General features: G+C 66.8%; 12 protein-coding genes. 7 read left to right on the top strand and 5 right to left on the bottom strand.

All coding sequences use genetic code 11. From position 1 onward, the window contains the following. Positions 1–178 precede the first annotated feature (178 nt). The 5 genes from C1927_RS16055 to C1927_RS16035 are packed head-to-tail and all read right to left on the bottom strand — an operon-like array spanning position 179 to position 7,150. The gene (locus C1927_RS16055) at positions 179–1,366 is read right to left on the bottom strand and encodes a GDSL-type esterase/lipase family protein (protein ID WP_108747210.1); all 1,188 of its coding nucleotides are present in this window, start codon (positions 1,364–1,366) and stop codon (positions 179–181) included. A 19-nt stretch (positions 1,367–1,385) separates the two neighbouring features. Further along, positions 1,386–2,138, bottom strand: a complete 753-nt coding sequence (locus tag C1927_RS16050; protein WP_079222850.1) for a glucose 1-dehydrogenase — start codon at positions 2,136–2,138, stop codon at positions 1,386–1,388. Positions 2,139–2,184: 46 nt separating this feature from the next. Continuing rightward, on the bottom strand, positions 2,185–3,489 hold the full coding sequence (locus C1927_RS16045; protein WP_108747209.1) for an MFS transporter: 1,305 nt from the start codon (positions 3,487–3,489) through the stop codon (positions 2,185–2,187). After that, positions 3,486–5,714, bottom strand: a complete 2,229-nt coding sequence (locus C1927_RS16040) for an oligoalginate lyase (protein ID WP_079222848.1) — start codon at positions 5,712–5,714, stop codon at positions 3,486–3,488. The genes C1927_RS16045 and C1927_RS16040 overlap by 4 nt, the downstream gene beginning before the upstream one ends. Continuing rightward, positions 5,711–7,150, bottom strand: coding sequence for a polysaccharide lyase 6 family protein (locus tag C1927_RS16035; protein WP_079222847.1), 1,440 nt, complete (start codon positions 7,148–7,150; stop codon positions 5,711–5,713). The genes C1927_RS16040 and C1927_RS16035 overlap by 4 nt, the downstream gene beginning before the upstream one ends. Before the next feature lie 241 nt (positions 7,151–7,391). Between C1927_RS16035 and C1927_RS16030 the strand changes: the two genes are divergently transcribed. From C1927_RS16030 to C1927_RS16000, 7 genes are all read left to right on the top strand, one after another. Next, complete coding sequence (locus tag C1927_RS16030; protein WP_108747208.1) at positions 7,392–10,289, top strand: TonB-dependent receptor; 2,898 nt, start codon at positions 7,392–7,394, stop codon at positions 10,287–10,289. Positions 10,290–10,391: 102 nt separating this feature from the next. Further along, positions 10,392–11,135 carry a FadR/GntR family transcriptional regulator gene (locus tag C1927_RS16025; protein WP_079222845.1) on the top strand — a complete coding sequence of 248 codons (744 nt, stop codon included), beginning with the start codon at positions 10,392–10,394 and terminating at the stop codon, positions 11,133–11,135. 85 nt (positions 11,136–11,220) lie between these two features. After that, complete coding sequence (locus C1927_RS16020; protein ID WP_079222844.1) at positions 11,221–12,180, top strand: SPFH domain-containing protein; 960 nt, start codon at positions 11,221–11,223, stop codon at positions 12,178–12,180. 1 nt (position 12,181) lies between these two features. Further along, positions 12,182–12,619 (top strand): NfeD family protein, encoded by a 438-nt coding sequence (locus C1927_RS16015; protein ID WP_108747207.1) that lies wholly within the window; start codon positions 12,182–12,184, stop codon positions 12,617–12,619. Positions 12,620–13,315: 696 nt separating this feature from the next. Beyond that, positions 13,316–14,428 carry a glycine cleavage system aminomethyltransferase GcvT gene (gene gcvT / locus C1927_RS16010; RefSeq protein WP_079222842.1) on the top strand — a complete coding sequence of 371 codons (1,113 nt, stop codon included), beginning with the start codon at positions 13,316–13,318 and terminating at the stop codon, positions 14,426–14,428. A gap of 94 nt (positions 14,429–14,522) precedes the next feature. Further along, entirely contained in the window at positions 14,523–14,918 is a 396-nt protein-coding gene (gene gcvH / locus C1927_RS16005) for a glycine cleavage system protein GcvH (protein WP_079222841.1), read from the top strand. Between the two features lie 774 nt (positions 14,919–15,692). After that, entirely contained in the window at positions 15,693–16,220 is a 528-nt protein-coding gene (locus C1927_RS16000) for a histone (RefSeq protein WP_079222840.1), read from the top strand. The last annotated feature ends 40 nt before the right edge of the window (positions 16,221–16,260 follow it).

Raw genomic sequence — 16,260 nt, 5'->3', positions numbered from 1 at the left:
CCGACTACATCATGCGCCTTGTTGAGTTCGCCCGTTGTAGAGCCGAGCCATGCTCGGCTGCTTTTGATTTTCCGTAGAGTCGAGCTTGCTCGACTGCTTTCGATCTTCTGTAGAGCCGAGCCATGCTCGGCTGCCTTTGGCAGAGGCAGTCGAGCAAGCTCGACTCTACCAACCCACGTCAGCGCGGGGCCTTGCACCCCAGCATCTCCAGGTCGATCGCTTCGGCCATGCGGCGGTAGCCTTCATCGTTCGGGTGCAGGTGGTCGCGGGTGATGTTGGCCGGCAGCGATTCCGGCTGCTTCGGATCGCGCAGGGCGGCATCGAAATCGACCACGCCATCGAAGCCGCTGTCCTTGCCGCGCGCCCACTGGTTGATCGAGGCGCGGGTCGTGGCGGAAACCGGTTCATAACGCTCCGAGCCACCGAACGGCGTCAGCGTGCCCAGGTAGGCGCGGATGCCATGCGCATGCAGGCGCGCAGCCACCTGCTGGTAGCCCATCAGCATGTCCGGGGCGTTGCGCCCGGGCAGCGGTTGCGCCCCGCCGCCGTGGCGGATGTCATTGATGCCTTCGAACAGGATGACCTGGTCGGCGTCGGCCACTGCGATCACGTCGCGGTCCAGGCGTGACAGCGCGCTGTGGCTGCGGCCATGGTCCAGCAGCTTGTTGCCGCTGATGCCCTGGTTGAGCACCACGAAGCGGTCCGGGCAGGCCTGCTGCAGGCGCTGCGCCAGGCGCTCGGGCCACTGGTTGAAGGAGCCGCGCGTGGCCGTCGCGCCCTCGGTGATCGAATCGCCCAGGGCGACGATCACCGATGGCCGCTGCTCACGCTGCACCAGTACCGCCGAAAACACATTCTGCTGGTAGCTGACGCGCACCGTGTCAGCCACCGCGTCCTGCCTGCCATCGACCACGCGCACCACGGTGCGTCGCACCGCGGGCCGGGTCGGCTGCGGGAAATACGCGGTCACGCTGATCTCCTGGAGCGCCGCCACCGGCAACGCCAGCGGATCGCTCAGCAGCGCCGCACCTACCGGCACGTCGATGGCGCGGCGGCCATCGACGGTGACCGGCAGGGCCGCCGCCCTGCCATCCTTCAGCCGCACGTGGATGTCCTCCACGCGCAGCGGTGCATCACCCAACTCGTTGCTGATGCGCAGGCGCAACGCCTCGCCACGGCTGCCGACGCGGATGTCCTGGCGCACGGTCTGCGCGGCGAACTGTACGGGTGCCTCCGGCTTCCCGTCCTTGCGGTCCGGTGCCGGTGAGGCGGTCCAGGCGGTCACCCAGACCGGAGCGGCCTGGGCGACGGGGGCGGCCACGGCAGCGCCGATGGCCAGCGAAAGCAGGGTGATCCAGCGCTGCATGGGCAGGTGTCCGCTCAGGTCAGGAGAAGTAGGTGCCGCCGTTGACGTCCAGGTTCGCACCGGTGATGAATGCCGCTGCGTCGGAGGCCAGGAACACCGCGGCATCGGCCGCTTCGTCCGGCACGCCCTGGCGGCGCAGCGGGGTGTTGCCGGCCACCGCGGTGCGCACTTCCGGCTTGGTGAATTCATCATGGAAGCGGGTGGCGATCATGCCGCAGCACAGCGCATTCACGCGGATGCCCTTCGGCCCCAGTTCCTTGGCCATGGCGCGGGTGAAGGTCATCACGGCGGCCTTGGCGGTGGCGTAGATCGACGCGCCCGGGCCACCGCCATCGCGGCCGGCCTGCGATGCGAAATTGACGATGGCTGCGCCTTCGCCCATGTGCGGCACGACCGCATGGGTGGTCAGGTAGGTGGACGTCAGGTTGAGGTCCATCACCGTGTGGAAGAACGCGGGGTCGATCTCGGCCAGCGGACGGCGCTGCACCATGCCGCCGGCCACGTTCACCAGCAGGTCGATGCGCTCGCCGAAGGCGGCTTGGGTGGCAGCGACGAGGCCAGCTACGGCGGCAGCATCGGTCACGTCGGCGCGGTGCACGATGGCCTGGCCACCGGCGGCCTGGATCTGCGCCAGTGTCTCGTTGGCGCTGGCTTCATCGTTGGCGTAGTTGATGCAGACGCGTGCGCCGGCCGCGGCCAGCTTGATCGAGACGGCACGGCCGATATCACGGCCACCACCGGTGACGATGGCCACCTTGTCCTGGAACGACATGCGGGAAACTCCTTGGTTTGCGGGGGAATGAAGGGGGAAAACAGTCTCAGCCGCCACGGCGGTCGAGCTTGTGGATGGGGCCGGTCCACCACCACAGCGCGGCCAGCGACAGCGGCACCAGTGCGGCGACGAGGATGAAGATCGGGGCGTAGGAATGGCGGGTCAGCACCGGCACCAGCCAGGTGGTGATCAGCGTGCCGGCCACCGCAGCCAGGCCGCCCAGGCCGGCCAGCGTGCCGACCGAACGGCCGTCGAACAGGTCGCCCGGCAGCGTCTGGATGTTGCCGATGGCCACCTGGAAGCCGAACAGCACGGCGGCAATCGCCAGCACGGCAAACAACGGCTGGTTGGCCAGCACCGCGCCCAGCAGGGCAGGGGCCATGATCACGCAGCCCAGGGTGATGGACAGCTTGCGCGCGCGGTCCACGCTCTGCCCGGCACGGATCAGGCGCCCGGACAGCCAGCCGCCGCTGAGGCTGCCCAGCATCGCGCCCACGAACGGCACCCAGGCGAACAGGCCGATCTGCTTGATGTCGAAGCCAAAGGTCTCGGCCAGGTAGATCGGCAGCCAGGACACGAACAGCCACCAGATCGGGTCCAGCAGGAAGCGGCAGGCGAGCATGCCCCAGCTCTGCCGGTGGGCCAGCAGCGAACGCACGCTCACCTTCGGTGCGGTGGCGTCGCGCTGCCCGGCCTGGTCTTCCATGATCAAGCGGCGCTCGGCATCGCTCACCCAAGGGTGCTTGTCCGGGCCGGCGCGGTAGACGAACAGCCACGGCAGCAGCCACAGGAAGCCGATGGCACCGACCAGCACGAAGGTGCCGCGCCAGCCCAGCCACAGGTAAAGGCCGGCGATGGCCGGTGCGGAGACGATCGCGCCGATCGACGCACCGGCGTTGAACACGCCCTGCGCCAGTGCGCGTTCGCGCGCCGGGAACCACTCGGCGTTCGCCTTCACCGCGCCCGGCCACGCCCCGGCTTCGCTGATGCCGAGCATTGCCCGCACCAGGCTGAAGGACAGCATCGAATGGGTGATCGAATGCAGGGCGATGGAGATCGACCACACGCTGATCGACAGGGCAAAGCCCAGGCGCGTGCCGATCATGTCGAACAGGCGGCCGAACAGGAACTGGCCGGCGGCGTAGAACAGCATGAACACCGTCACCAGCAGCGCGTAGTCATCCTTGGTCGCGCCCACTTCCTTGGCGATTTCCGGCCACATCACCGCCAGTGCATTGCGGTCGATGTAGTTGATGACCGTGGCCACGGCGATCAGGCCGACGATCAGCCAGCGCACCGCCGAACGCACCGGCACCTTGCGCAGGCTGGACACCGCCGAAGGGCCGTTCATCGCACGTCACCCTTGCTGCGGTCCATGCGCGCGTGGCTGCCGCTCCAGCGGTAGGCATGGCCATCGACGGTCACGCTGTGCTCGCCCTTGGCGTTGCTGTCATCGGCCACGCCCAGGGCGATGCGGGCGCCACTGGCCAGGCGCAGCTCGATCACCTCGGCATCGCTGCCGCGGGTGCGCACGATGTCCTTGATGCGGCTGTCGGCGCCGTGCACGTACTCGGCGGTGCCGTTGTACTCGCCATGCGGCTCCAGCACGCTGAAGAAGGTCACGTCCTTCTGGCCCTCCACGCGCTGCAGCAGGGCCGGCTCGCGGCGCAGGTTGAATTCGGGATCGTTAGCACCGCTTTCCACCAGCAGCGCCTGCGCGGGTGCGCTGCTGCCGAAGCGGTAGGTGTAGAAGCGGCCGTCCAGCAGCCAGGCCAGCGTGCGCGGCTCGCTGCCGGGCTTGCTGCGTGCGTCCAGCCACAGGTGCTGGTAGCCGTTGTCCTTGCCCAGCACCGGGCGCTGGCTGGTGAAGTGTTCGGCCTCGAAACCGGTGGTCACGATGTGGCCGTTGAAATGCAGCGGCAGGTCGTAGCGCGCGGCCTTGTCGCCGTGTACCTGCAGCAGGTCCAGCACCACCGGCAGGCCCAGTTCGGGATGGCGCAGCAGCGCCTGGGTGCGGGTGAACACCACGCCGGGGTAGGCATCGCGCATGGTCGCCGAGGCGATCTGGGTATCGGCATCGGCCTGGAAGAAGCGCACCTGCGGTGCATGTTCCTCGCCGCGCTTCCAGTCACCCTTGAAGTGGCTCTGCTCGTCCACCACCAGCGTGTTGTGGGCCACGGTCTGCTTGGCCCAGCTGCGGTTCTCGGCCAGGTAGATGCCGCCGCGCTTGGCTTCCACGTTGAGGAAGCGCGCCGCGCCGTAGTCGGTCACCACCGCCTTGCCGTTGTCGTAAAACAGCCAGTTGAGCTTGTCGAAGTGGCCGTGGCCCATGCCCTGCATGGTGTCCTTCTGCACCAGCGCCTGGCCGTCCTCGCCGTTCATGCGCAGGATCGCCAGGCCACCGCGGTCTCCGTCGGGGCCATCGCGCAGCAGCATCGGCCGGTAGTCGAAGGGCTTGGCCTTGTTGGCCGCCAGCGCCTGCGCCACCTGCAGGCCTTCGGGCGAGAGCAGCAGGCGTTTCTGCTGCTGGGCCACCGACAGCAGGCGGTCATCGCCAGTACGCGCATAGGCGATGCCGATGCCCGCCACCAGTTCCTCGGTGTCGATGCCCTTGTCCAGGATCGCATCGTTGATGGGGAAGAACAGGCCGTCGTAGCTGGTCTGCACCAGTACATCCACGGCCTTCAGCAGCACGCCGTCGCGGCGCGCGAAGATCTTCCGCTGCGGCTCATTGCGTTCGATGGCGTTGGCGAACAGCAGGAACGGCGCCAGTGCGTAGCGCTGGTAGTACGGGCCTTCCTCGTAGTAACCATCGGGCGAGAACAGCAGGTCGATCTGCCGCAGGAAGCCGAACTGGTCGTCCTTCTGGCTGCCGCGCAGCGACTTCTCCACCAGCTCCTGGTCACGCAGCACATAGCCGGTCATGCCGGTGGCGGCCACCGCCCAGGTGGCGTGGTTGTGGATCTGGTCGTAGTTCTTCGGCTCGCTGACCAGGAACTCGGCCATCGGCCGGAACAGTTTCGATTCGATCGTCTGCCGGTCCTGCGCGGACAGCGCGTCGCGCACCGCGTCATAGCCCTGGATGGCATTGACCAGCCACACCGAATCGTTGAGCACCTGCCAGAACACGCGGCCGGGAATCTGCCCGCGGCCTTCCGGGTGCGGGCCCAGCGTCGGGTACAGCTGGGCGTACTGCAGCAGCATGTCGCGCGAGTACGCCACATAGGCCTTGTCACCGGTCAGCCGGTACAGCGTGCCGGCGGCCAGCAGTGCCTGGTAGTTGCGCTTGTGCTGTTCATGGGTACGGCCGCCGCCCTTGTCCTTGGGCACCGGCACGTCGATGCCGGCCTTCATCATCTTCTTCAGCGATGCTTCGGTGCGTGCCTGCTCCTTGGCGAACCACGGGTAGCGGCTGCCTTCGCTGGCCATCTGCTGCCACTGCGCGGCGGTCACCAGCACGGGCGCGGTGTCGGCCTGGCGCGCGGCAGCGGCCGGGGCCGCCAGCAACGGCGCGGCCGGCAGCAGGGCAAAGGGGACGGCCAGGGCCAGGGAAACGAACAGCGGCTGCAACCTCATCGATCAACTCCGGTGCTGGTGCGGGACAGGGCAACCTCGCCCACCTTGGGATACCAGTCCACCCCCGTGGCCTCGCGTGCGGTCATCGCCAGCGCCGGGTCGGCGCCGGTGGCGGGCAGGGCAGGGGTGGGCGTCCACAGGCCGCTGGCGGCCTGCTGCAGGGTCACGCTGCGGCTTTCGACGCCGCTGGGAAATACCGTGCTGGCCTGCGGCGACTGCACGTTGCCGCTGAAGGCGATGCCGGCCAGCGAACTGGCGGCGTTGGGCGGGTTCTTGCTCGTGCGGTTGACGATCAGGTTGGCGCTGAAGCGGCTGTTGCTGGCGGCCACGTCGATGCCCTTGGCCGTGTCATGGCCGACGCCGAAGCTGATCTTCGCCACGTCCACGAAGGTGTTGCGGCTGATGGTCGCGTTGACCACCGGCGCATAGCCGGACAGCGGCGGGCTGGCCTGTGCATCCATCACCGCCAGCGCCGAGCGGTTGCTGGAACCGGCCAGGCGCTCGAAGTAGTTGTTGCTGACGGTCTGGTCGGCATTGATGATGCGCACGCCGCCGGTGCCGGCCTTGTCATCGCCGAGGAAGACGTTGTCGAGCACCCGGTTGCCGTTGCCGTGGCGCAGGGTCAGCGCCCCGGCCGAGCGGTAGAAGACATTGCCGCGGTAGGTGTTGCCGCCGGACTTGTTGGAGACAATCTCGGTCTCGCCGTCGCAGCCCTCGAACCAGTTGTTTTCCACGGTGCTGTTGGAATCGCTCAGCGAGGTATCGCTGGTGCCGACGCGGATCGTCTCGCCGCCGTTGACGCCCAGCAGCGGGCGCGGACCGAACCAGTTGTGGTCGATGCGGTGCTGGTTGTCCAGGCCCTGGGCGGCATCGCGCACCACCACCACGGTGGGGCCGGCGTTGGTCTTGCCGCGCAGCTGGCTGTGGTCCAGCCGGTTGTGGCTGCCATACAGCGACACCCAGTAGTCCTGGTCGCTGCCATCGGGGTTGGTGTAGTCGTCGATGACCAGGCCGGTCACCCGGCTGTGGCTGGCCACGGCCTTGCTCGATTCGCGGAACGCGACCACGGCATCGCCGGGCGTGTAGCCATCGCGGAACACCAGGTTGGAGACCTGCAGGTAGCTGCCCGCCAGGCGCAGGTCCGAGCGCCCGCTGAGGATCACCTTGCCTGGCGTCTGCGCACGCAGGGTGATCGGCGCGGCGGCCGTGCCCTGGCCTTTCAACAGCAGGCGGGTGTCAGTCCAGGTGCCGTCGGCCAGCACGATTTCGTCGCCGGGCTGCAGCGCGGCCGCGGCGGTACTGAACTCGGTCGCATCGTGGACCAGCCAGCTGGCGGCCTGTGCTGTGGAAGTGGTCAGGCAAAGTGCCAGACCAGTTACGAACAAAGATCCGGATAGCCGGTTGGACGGGCGGTACGAAGTCGATTCGGTGCGCATGAAGTCCTTCCAGGGACGGCCGGGCCGTCGTTACGGGTGAGTGTGCATACCACTTGCGGGGTCTGTTGTAAGCCAGCTTTCGCGCAAAGTCATGCTGCATCAGCACATTTAATGACGACCAAGTGGTATGAAACAAAGGTATTAAGAAAAATCCAGTCCAGTTGGTTGACATTTGCATGTCAGCGTGTCGAAGCTGCGTCCCACGCCTGCCGTCCAGGCGATCCTTTGGGAGGAGGAAACCATGCGGCAATCTGCCGGAGCTGTACGCACCATCACGCTGTCCCCCACGCCCCTGATCGTGGCCCTGCTTGCCGCGCTGGCCGCCGCCCCGCTGGCACAGGCGCAGTCGCAGTCGGCCAGCGGCACCACCGGGCAGGACGCCACCACGCTGGACCAGGTGCAGGTCACCGGCATCCGCGAGTCGATGCAGAGTTCGATCAACAAGAAGCGCGACGACACGGTCATCGCCGACGTGCTCTCGGCCGACGACATCGGCGACCTGCCGGCGCCGTCGCTGGCCGATGCGATCGAAACGCTGACCGGCGCCGCCTCGACCCGCGACAAGACCGGCGCTTCGGAAATTTCCATCCGCGGCCTCGGTGCCTTCCTCAGCAGCACCAATTTCAACGGCCGCGAGATCACCAACGGCAGCGGCGACCGCTCGGTCAACTTCAACATGTTCCCGGCCGAACTGATCAACACGGTGGCCATCTACAAGACCCAGCGCGCCGACATCATCGAAGGCGGCGTGGCCGGCACCATCGGCCTGGAAACGGTCAAGCCGCTGGAATACGGCAAGCGCTCGATGCAGTTCGACCTGCGCGGCAGCTGGGCCGAGTACGACAAGAAGTACCGTGATGACGATGGCATCGGCTATCGCGGCACCGCCAGCTACATCGACCAGTTCGAGTTCGGCGACGGCCAGAAGCTGGGCATCTCGCTGGGCTTCCAGCGCCTGGACGGCACCGACCCGGAAGAGAGCATCACCAGCGGTTCCACCTGGTACGCCTGCGACGGCAACCAGAACGTGGCCAATGCCAACTGTTCCGAAGTGGGCGCGCAGGCCATCGCCAATGGCGCACCGTACTACCTGGTGCCCAGCAGCCGCATCTACCGCCTGAAACAGGAACGCAACGACCGCCAGAGCGAGTTTGCCGCGGTGCAGTGGCGGCCCAACGACGTGGTCGAAGTGAACGTCGACTTCGAGCACACCCAGCGCAACTGGTACGAAAACCGCAGCGACCTCAGCCTGTCCAACGCGCGCCGTGGCATCACCCAGCGCGAGGTGGACGAGGACGGCATCGTCCGCCACCTGCATGGCAGCACTTCGATTGATTCCACCTCCAACCGCTACTGGCGTGGCGAGGAATACACCGGCGGCGGCCTGAACCTGATCGTGCGCCCGAGCCCGGCCTGGGAACTGTCCACCGATCTGTCCTACTCGCATACCAACCGCCTGGACAGCGAGCGGATGACCCGCCTGCGAGCCAACCAGCGCGACATCAACAATGCCATCGTGCCGGGCATCAGCAGCGGCACCACCGGCTATGTCGACTACGACTGGGACTGGCATGGCGAGGTGCCCAGCGTGGCCCTGGCGCCCAACTTCGACGTGCAGAACTGGGATGCGTATTCCGGTGCGGCCCGCGTCACCTCCAGCGCCACCGAGAACGACCACAAGATCAAGGCCGGCCGCTTCGATGCCAGCTTCATGCCCGAGTCGGGCTTCTTCACCCGCATCAAGGGCGGCGTGCGCGCCAGCCAGGCCGACTACCGCCTGCGCGACAACACCCTGGTGACCGACTACGACCAGCGCGTCGCCGCCGACAAGGCGAAGATCATCGCCGCCAATCAGGCCTGCCGCGCTCCGTTCCCGCAGGACGATTTCATGGATGCGGCCAGCGGCAACACGATCTCCTCGTGGGCCTACTTCGATCCCAACTGCCTGTACCAGTCCTTCCGTGGCAGCCTCGACAGCGGCCTCGATCCGGACTTCCAGGATCCCAACAACGTCGACATCACCGAGAAGACGCGCGCGCTGTACCTGCTGGGTGAATTCAGCAGCACCCTGTTCGGCCTGCCGGTCACCGGCAACGTCGGCCTGCGCTGGGTCAAGACCGATGTGCGTTCGGAAGGCGTGCGCACCGACCTGCAGATCGAGGACAACGGCGATGGCACGATCCGCCTGCAGCCGACCGGCAACTACACCACCCAGGTGTTCAAGGCCGGCAATGACAAGCTGCTGCCCAGCCTGAACGCGGCCTTCGAACTGCGCCCGGACGTGCTGCTGCGCGTGGGTGCCTACCGTGCCATGTCGCGCCCGGACATCTCCGCGCTCGGTGCCGGCCGCACCATCAATGTCAGCAGCGATGCCACCTACGGCGACCTGGCCGATGCACTGGACGACATCAGCGCCAGCGGCAACCCGGCCGCGCAGCCGCTGATGTCCTGGAACGGCGACCTGTCGCTGGAGTGGTACCCGAACCCGGACACCCTGCTGGCCGGCGCGGTGTACTGGAAGCAGTTCAACGGCGGCACCGCCACGGCGCTGGTGCCGGAAACCTACACCATCAACGGGCAGACGGTGACCGTGCCGGTGCGCCAGCAGGTGACCACCGACGAGGACAGCACCCTGACCGGCCTGGAGCTGAGCGCGACCCACCGCCTGTCGTACCTGCCCAAGCCGTTCGACGGGCTGGGCTTCAAGATCAGCTACAACTACGCCGATGCCGACTACACCACCCAGGACTCACGGTTGGGCGAACAGCTGGCCGCCGATGGCACCGTCATCCCGGCCATCGTCCCGCCGGCCGGCCTGAGCGGTTTCTCGCGGCACGTGCTGTCCGGCTCGATCTACTGGGACGTGGGCCGCTTCAACATCCAGGCCATCGGCAAGTTCCGCTCGCACTACCACCAGGACTTCACCGGCAACACCGCGCAGCAGAACCGCTACTACGACGACAACACCAGCGTCGACCTGCGCATGCGCTACAAGGTCAACAAGCAGCTGTCGCTGTCGCTGGAGCTGATGAACCTGACCAACGAACCGCGCGTGGCGTACCAGCCGCTTTACGGCAATTTCCGTGAAGTGGTGACCTACGGGCGGCGTGCGTATTTCGGTGTACGATACAAGTTCTGAACAGGGCGGCGCGGCCAGTGGTCGCGCCGTCGCTCCATCCGGACCCGCACCGCGCACGGTGGCCCGGGACGGGCCCGGAGGGAACCGCCAAGGGTCAGCCGCATGTCCGCCAACCGCCTCTACCAGACCATCGCCGCCAAGCTCCGCAAGCTGATCGAGGACGGCGAATTTCCGCCGGGCTCGCGCCTGCCGGGCGAGCGTGAGCTGGCCGAACGTTTCGGCGTCAGCCGGGTGACCGTGCGCGAAGCCGAGATCGCCCTGGAGGCCCAGGGCTGGATCGCCATCCGCATTGGTTCGGGCGTGTACGTGAAGCCGCGCCCGGCGCAGGCATCCGGTGGCCTGCCCGATGTCAGCGCCTTCGACCTGACCGCCGCCCGCGCGGTGTTCGAGGCCGAGGCCGCGGCGCTGGCGGCCAGCAACATCGACGACGCCGGCATCGCCGAACTGCAGGTGCTGGCGCAGGCGCTGTGCCGGCGCGACCTGACCGACGAAGAAGCCGGCGACTTCGACCGCCGCTTCCACCTGACCATCGCCCGCCTGTCCGGCAATCCGGTGGTGGAGTACTTCATCCAGCAGATCTGGCGCATGCGCAGCGACCTGCCGCGCGTGGCCGAGGTCTACGCGCGGGTCTGCCATGACGATGGCGCCAGCCGTGCCGACGAGCACATGGCGATCTTCGAGGCACTGCGCAGCCGTGACCCGGTGGCCGCGCGCAACGCGATGCGCTACCACTTCCAGCGCCTGTTCGAGGCGATGCTGGAAGCGACCGAGAGCCAGGCCCTGGAAGAGATCCGGCGGCGCACCCAGCAGGACCGCGAGCGCTTCCTGGCCACCACGCGTATCTGACCCACCCCCACGCGCTGCGCTGCCGCACTGCAACAGCGTGCGCGCGCTATGCTGGCGGCTGGACGTCTGAGATAAGGAAAGCGTGATGTTCCCGACTGTGTTTTTCACCATGGTGCTGGCCGTGGTGGCCGTCATCATCCTGTTCAAGGCCGTGCGCATGGTGCCGCAGGGCTACGAATGGACCGTTGAGCGGTTCGGCCGCTACACCCACACGATGTCGCCCGGCCTGCACTTTCTCATTCCCATCGTGTACGGGGTGGGGCGCAAGGTGAACATGATGGAGCAGGTGCTGGACGTGCCGGGCCAGGAAGTGATCACCAAGGACAACGCCGCCGTGCGCGTCGATGGCGTGGTGTTCTTCCAGGTGCTGGACGCGGCCAAGGCCGCCTACGAGGTGGCGGTGCTGGAAGTGGCGATGATTGCCCTGGTGCAGACCAACATCCGTACCGTCATCGGTTCGATGGACCTGGATGAATCGCTCAGCCAGCGCGAGGTGATCAACGCCAAGCTGCTGAGCGTGGTCGACCATGCCACCAACCCGTGGGGGGTGAAGGTCAACCGCATCGAGATCCGCGACATCCAGCCGCCGCGCGACCTGCTGGATGCGATGGCGCGGCAGATGAAGGCCGAGCGCGAGAAGCGTGCGCAGATCCTGGAAGCGGAAGGTTCGCGGCAGTCGGAGATCCTGCGCGCCGAGGGCGAGAAGCAGGCCACCGTGCTGGAAGCCGAAGGCCGCCGCGAAGCCGCGTTCCGCGATGCCGAGGCGCGCGAACGCCTGGCCGAGGCCGAGGCGAAGGCCACCCAGGTGGTTTCGGCGGCGATTGCCGAGGGTGACGTGCAGGCGATCAACTATTTCGTCGCGCAGAAGTACGTCGAGGCCTTCAAGGAACTGGCGAGCTCGCCGAACCAGAAGCTGGTGCTGATGCCGATGGAAGCCAGTGGCGTGATCGGCTCCATTGCCGGCGTCGCCGAACTGGCCAAGCAGGCCCTGGCGAACCAGGAAAACAAGCCGGCCCGCAAGGGCCCGCCGCCGTTCGGAGGCTGACATGCGCTGGGACGTGGTTGCGTGGGGCGCGCTGGCCCTGCTGCTGTTCGCCGCCGAGGCGCTGGCCCCGGGCGCGTTCATGCTGTGGATCGGCATCGGTGCCGCGGCGGTGTTCGTGCTGGTGGCGGTATTCGCCGACATTCCGCTGCTGTGGCAGGTGGTCGCGTTCGTGGTGCTGAGCGTGCTGTCGATCCAGTGCTACCGGCGCTGGGGCAAGCCGCATGCGCGGGCCAGCGACAAGCCGCTGCTGAACCGCCGCGCCGAGCAGCTGGTCGGCCGGGTAGTGGCGTTGCCGCAGGCCATCATCGACGGGCAGGGCCGGGTCAGCATCGATGATGCGTCGTGGCAGGTGAGTGGACCGGACCTGCCGGCGGGTACGCGGGTGAGGGTGGTGGCGGTGCAGGGCAGCGTGCTGCTGGTCGAGTCTGCGGCGGGGTAGAGTCGACTGTTAGTCGACTGGCCTTGTGTGTTGGGTCGGGCGGGTTGGGTTCGCGGGACACGCCGTAAACCCCCCTCCGGGGTCCGGCCCAGCCGCTGGCGGCTGTGCGTTCGGGCGCTTGCGAAGCAGTGCTTCGCAAGCAAAGCGCCCTCACCCTTGGGGGCTCGATGGCGCCATCCATGGCGCCAACGGTCCCGCGAACCCAACCCGCCCGACCCCCGACAGTTTCCGTGCGCGTCCAGCCCACGGAAAAGAAATAAAGAGCAGAAGCAAAAGCGCTCGCCCGGGGTCGGATCCCTTTCCGCAAAGAAGGGCTCCGACCCCTCTCTATATATGTATCGACATCCACATCTGCTCTTGCTCTTGCTCTTGCTCTGCTCTGGCACTTGCCGTCCGTCACCACGGAACTTGGCAGGGGTGGGGCGGTGTGGCCGCGCGGGGGTGTCCGCGGCATGGATGCCGCGGCCAAGCCCCCAGGGACGGGTTTACGGCGTCCCCCGCGCGGTCACACCGCCCCGCCCAAACCCAGACAACCGAGAGCCGACGAACCCAAGCTCTGCGCTTTACGCCCTGGCTGTAGAAAAGCGGCGCCGGCCGCAGGCCGGCCAAACACAACTCCCGCTGCGCTGCGGCACGCCTGCCGCCGACCGATCTGGGATAATGGCCGTTCTTGTTTACCCTGCTGCCGGACCGGTCATGACCCAGAAGACGCTGCTCAACGATACCCACCGCGCCCTCGGCGCCAAGATGGTCGATTTCGGGGGTTGGGACATGCCCATCCACTACGGCTCGCAGCTGGACGAACACCATCTGGTGCGCCGCGAAGCCGGTGTCTTCGACGTCAGCCACATGACCGTGGTCGACCTGCGCGGCGAGCAGGTCAAGCCGTTCCTGCGCCGCCTGCTCGCCAACTCCATCGACAAGCTGAAGGTGCCGGGCAAGGCGCTGTACTCGTGCATGCTGAATCCGGCCGGCGGCGTCATCGACGACCTGATCGTCTACTACCTGGCCGATGACTTCTTCCGCATGGTCGTCAACGCCTCCACCCGCGAGAAGGACCTGGCCTGGCTGCGCGAACAGGCAGCGCCGTTCGGCGTCAGCGTCGAGCAGCGCCCGGACCTGGCCATCCTCGCCGTGCAGGGCCCGCAGGCGCGCGACAGCGTCGTCGGCCTGGTCGGCGGCGCCGACCGCGATGCGCTGGCCAAGCTCGGCCGCTTCGCCGCCCTGCAGGTCACGGCGGACGACGGCGTCGAACTGTTCGTCGCCCGCACCGGCTACACCGGCGAAGACGGCTTCGAGATCCTGCTGCCGCAGGACGCCGTGGTCGCCTTCTGGAACCGCCTGCTGGCGGCGGGCGTGAAGCCGGCCGGCCTCGGCGCGCGCGACACCCTGCGCCTGGAAGCCGGCATGAACCTGTATGGCCAGGACATGGACGAAGCGATCAGCCCGTACGAAGCGGCGCTGGCCTGGACCGTGTCGCTGGACGAAGGCCGCGACTTCATCGGCCGCGACGTGCTGGAGGCGCAGAAGGCGGCCGGCAATGCGCGCCAGATGATCGGCCTGGTGATGGACGAGAAGGGCGTGCTGCGCCACGGCCAGGCGGTGACCACCGCTGGCGGCCAGGGCGAAATCCTGTCCGGCACGTTCTCGCCGACGCTGGCCAAGGGCATCGCCTTCGCCCGCGTTCCGGCTGGCGAGCTCGGCCAGGTCACCGTCGACATCCGTGGCCGGCAGGTGCCGGTGCGCGTGGTCAAGTTCCCGTTCGTCCGCGAAGGCCAGGCCCAGCCCGGCGTGCTGGCCGACGCCTGATCCGAACGTGCCGGTCGTCACTGACAGCAGTGGCGGCCGGTTGGTTACACTAGCCCCGATTTTTCCACCCCCTGCAAAACCTGGAGCAGTTCCCATGAGCGAGATCCCCGGCGACCTCAAGTTCCTCAAGTCCCACGAGTGGGCCCGCGTTGAAGGCAACGGCCGCGTCACCGTCGGCATTTCCGACCATGCCCAGGGCCTGCTGGGTGACCTGGTCTACGTCGAGCTGCCCGAAGTCGGTGCCGACGCCAAGGCGGGCGAGCAGATCGCCGTCGTCGAGTCGGTCAAGGCCGCCTCGGACGTCTACAGCCCGGTCAGCGGCACGATCGTCGAGGTCAACTCGGCGCTGTCGGACAAGCCGGAAACCATCAACGAAGATGCCTACGGCGAAGGCTGGATGTACGTGGTCGAGCTGACCAACGCCGAAGAGCTCAACGAGCTGCTGGATCCGGACGCCTACGCCGAAGCCCTGGAAAACGAAGACCACTGAGTCCTCGTTTCCGGGTTCCAGAACGGCCACCTTCGGGTGGCCGTTTTCGTTCCGGCCACCGTAACCGACTCATGCCATCGGGTTCGCAGCACACCTGCGGCGTGGCATCAGGCGGCATTGAGCGGCGCGATCAGGCGCGCGCAGTTTTGCGCAAATCCGCGTTTCAGCCCCGCGCTGGCGCGTTCGGATGTGAAAACTTTTACCCCCCGTTGCAGACCCGTTGTGGTGCGGCGGGCGAGTGCGCGGGCGCGTGTCGAACGACGACGCGCGATGCGCGGCATGCAATGCTGCCTATCAACGCAGAGTGCTTATTTCAAGCGTTTTTTATTCAGCACGCGCGATCAGGTGTTGCGCTGTGCGGCATTGCCGGTGCGCGATGCAGGGCTGGCAGGACGCCGCGCGGCGGCGCCGTAGGCGGCACTTGGATGGACGCGGATGTGAAATTTTTTCGCGGGGGTTGTTGACAGTAAAAAAAACCGTGATTAGGTTTCGCCTCAGCAGACCTTGCCTGCCAAACCGAGTGCGCAGAATCAATCGTCCGATGCGAAGCAGCCCCTTCAAGACCACCGCGATCCTGCAGACGGTGGACATGGCCCCGCTTCCCCCGGAGAAATGCAAGGCATCTCCCGTTCCGATGCCCGCTCCGCCGATCGAGGCGGGCATTGCCGCATCCGTAACGGCGCGCCTGACGCGCCGGCGGTCCCCGCACGCAGCAACCGCGGGTTTGATCCACCTGGGCGTTTCAACTCCCTATCACTGACGAGGAGCCATCCCATGGCAACCAAGAAAGCTGCGAAGAAAAAGCCCGCCGCCAAGAAAGCGGTGAAGAAGGTCGCTAAGAAGGCCGCTGCCAAGAAGGCAGTGAAGAAGGTCGCGAAGAAGGCGACCGCCAAGAAGGCCGTGAAGAAGGTCGCCAAGAAGGTCGCCAAGAAGACCACTGCGAAGAAGGCAGTGAAGAAGGCGGCGAAGAAGGTCGCCAAGAAGCCGGCAAAGAAGACCGCGAAGAAGGCCGTCAAGAAGGTAGCCAAGAAGGTCGCCAAGAAGACCACTGCGAAGAAGGCAGTGAAGAAGGCGGCGAAGAAGGTTGCCAAGAAGCCGGCAAAGAAGACCGCGAAGAAGGCCGTAAAGAAGGTCGCCAAGAAGGCAGTGAAGAAGACTGCCAAGAAGGCGACTGCGAAGAAGGCCACCAAGAAGGCTGCCCCGAAGAAGGCTGCCAAGAAGGTTGCCAAGCGCAAGCCGGCCGCCCGCAAGAAGAAGGCCGCTCCGGTCGCTCTGCCGGCAACCCCGGCGCCGCTGATCTAAGTACTTCCCGATAGCCGTACCCTGAAACCCCCTTCCCTGG

Origin of the sequence: Stenotrophomonas sp. ZAC14D1_NAIMI4_1, from assembly GCF_003086775.1 — a bacterium.
Classification (GTDB): domain Bacteria; phylum Pseudomonadota; class Gammaproteobacteria; order Xanthomonadales; family Xanthomonadaceae; genus Stenotrophomonas.
The sequence above is the reverse complement of the archived record's forward strand: the minus strand, read 5'-3'. Positions and strand labels throughout refer to the sequence as shown.

What these genes read in the sequence shown, in the direction of transcription:
- gcvT (WP_079222842.1), top strand. Translation starts at nt 13,316, where the DNA reads ATGACCCAGAAGACGCTGCTCAACGATACCCACCGCGCCCTCGGCGCC.
- C1927_RS16035 (WP_079222847.1), bottom strand. Translation starts at nt 7,150, where the DNA reads ATGCGCACCGAATCGACTTCGTACCGCCCGTCCAACCGGCTATCCGGA.
- C1927_RS16000 (WP_079222840.1), top strand. Translation starts at nt 15,693, where the DNA reads ATGGCAACCAAGAAAGCTGCGAAGAAAAAGCCCGCCGCCAAGAAAGCG.
- C1927_RS16025 (WP_079222845.1), top strand. Translation starts at nt 10,392, where the DNA reads ATGTCCGCCAACCGCCTCTACCAGACCATCGCCGCCAAGCTCCGCAAG.
- C1927_RS16045 (WP_108747209.1), bottom strand. Translation starts at nt 3,489, where the DNA reads ATGAACGGCCCTTCGGCGGTGTCCAGCCTGCGCAAGGTGCCGGTGCGT.
- C1927_RS16055 (WP_108747210.1), bottom strand. Translation starts at nt 1,366, where the DNA reads ATGCAGCGCTGGATCACCCTGCTTTCGCTGGCCATCGGCGCTGCCGTG.
- C1927_RS16015 (WP_108747207.1), top strand. Translation starts at nt 12,182, where the DNA reads ATGCGCTGGGACGTGGTTGCGTGGGGCGCGCTGGCCCTGCTGCTGTTC.
- C1927_RS16040 (WP_079222848.1), bottom strand. Translation starts at nt 5,714, where the DNA reads ATGAGGTTGCAGCCGCTGTTCGTTTCCCTGGCCCTGGCCGTCCCCTTT.
- gcvH (WP_079222841.1), top strand. Translation starts at nt 14,523, where the DNA reads ATGAGCGAGATCCCCGGCGACCTCAAGTTCCTCAAGTCCCACGAGTGG.
- C1927_RS16050 (WP_079222850.1), bottom strand. Translation starts at nt 2,138, where the DNA reads ATGTCGTTCCAGGACAAGGTGGCCATCGTCACCGGTGGTGGCCGTGAT.
- C1927_RS16030 (WP_108747208.1), top strand. Translation starts at nt 7,392, where the DNA reads ATGCGGCAATCTGCCGGAGCTGTACGCACCATCACGCTGTCCCCCACG.
- C1927_RS16020 (WP_079222844.1), top strand. Translation starts at nt 11,221, where the DNA reads ATGTTCCCGACTGTGTTTTTCACCATGGTGCTGGCCGTGGTGGCCGTC.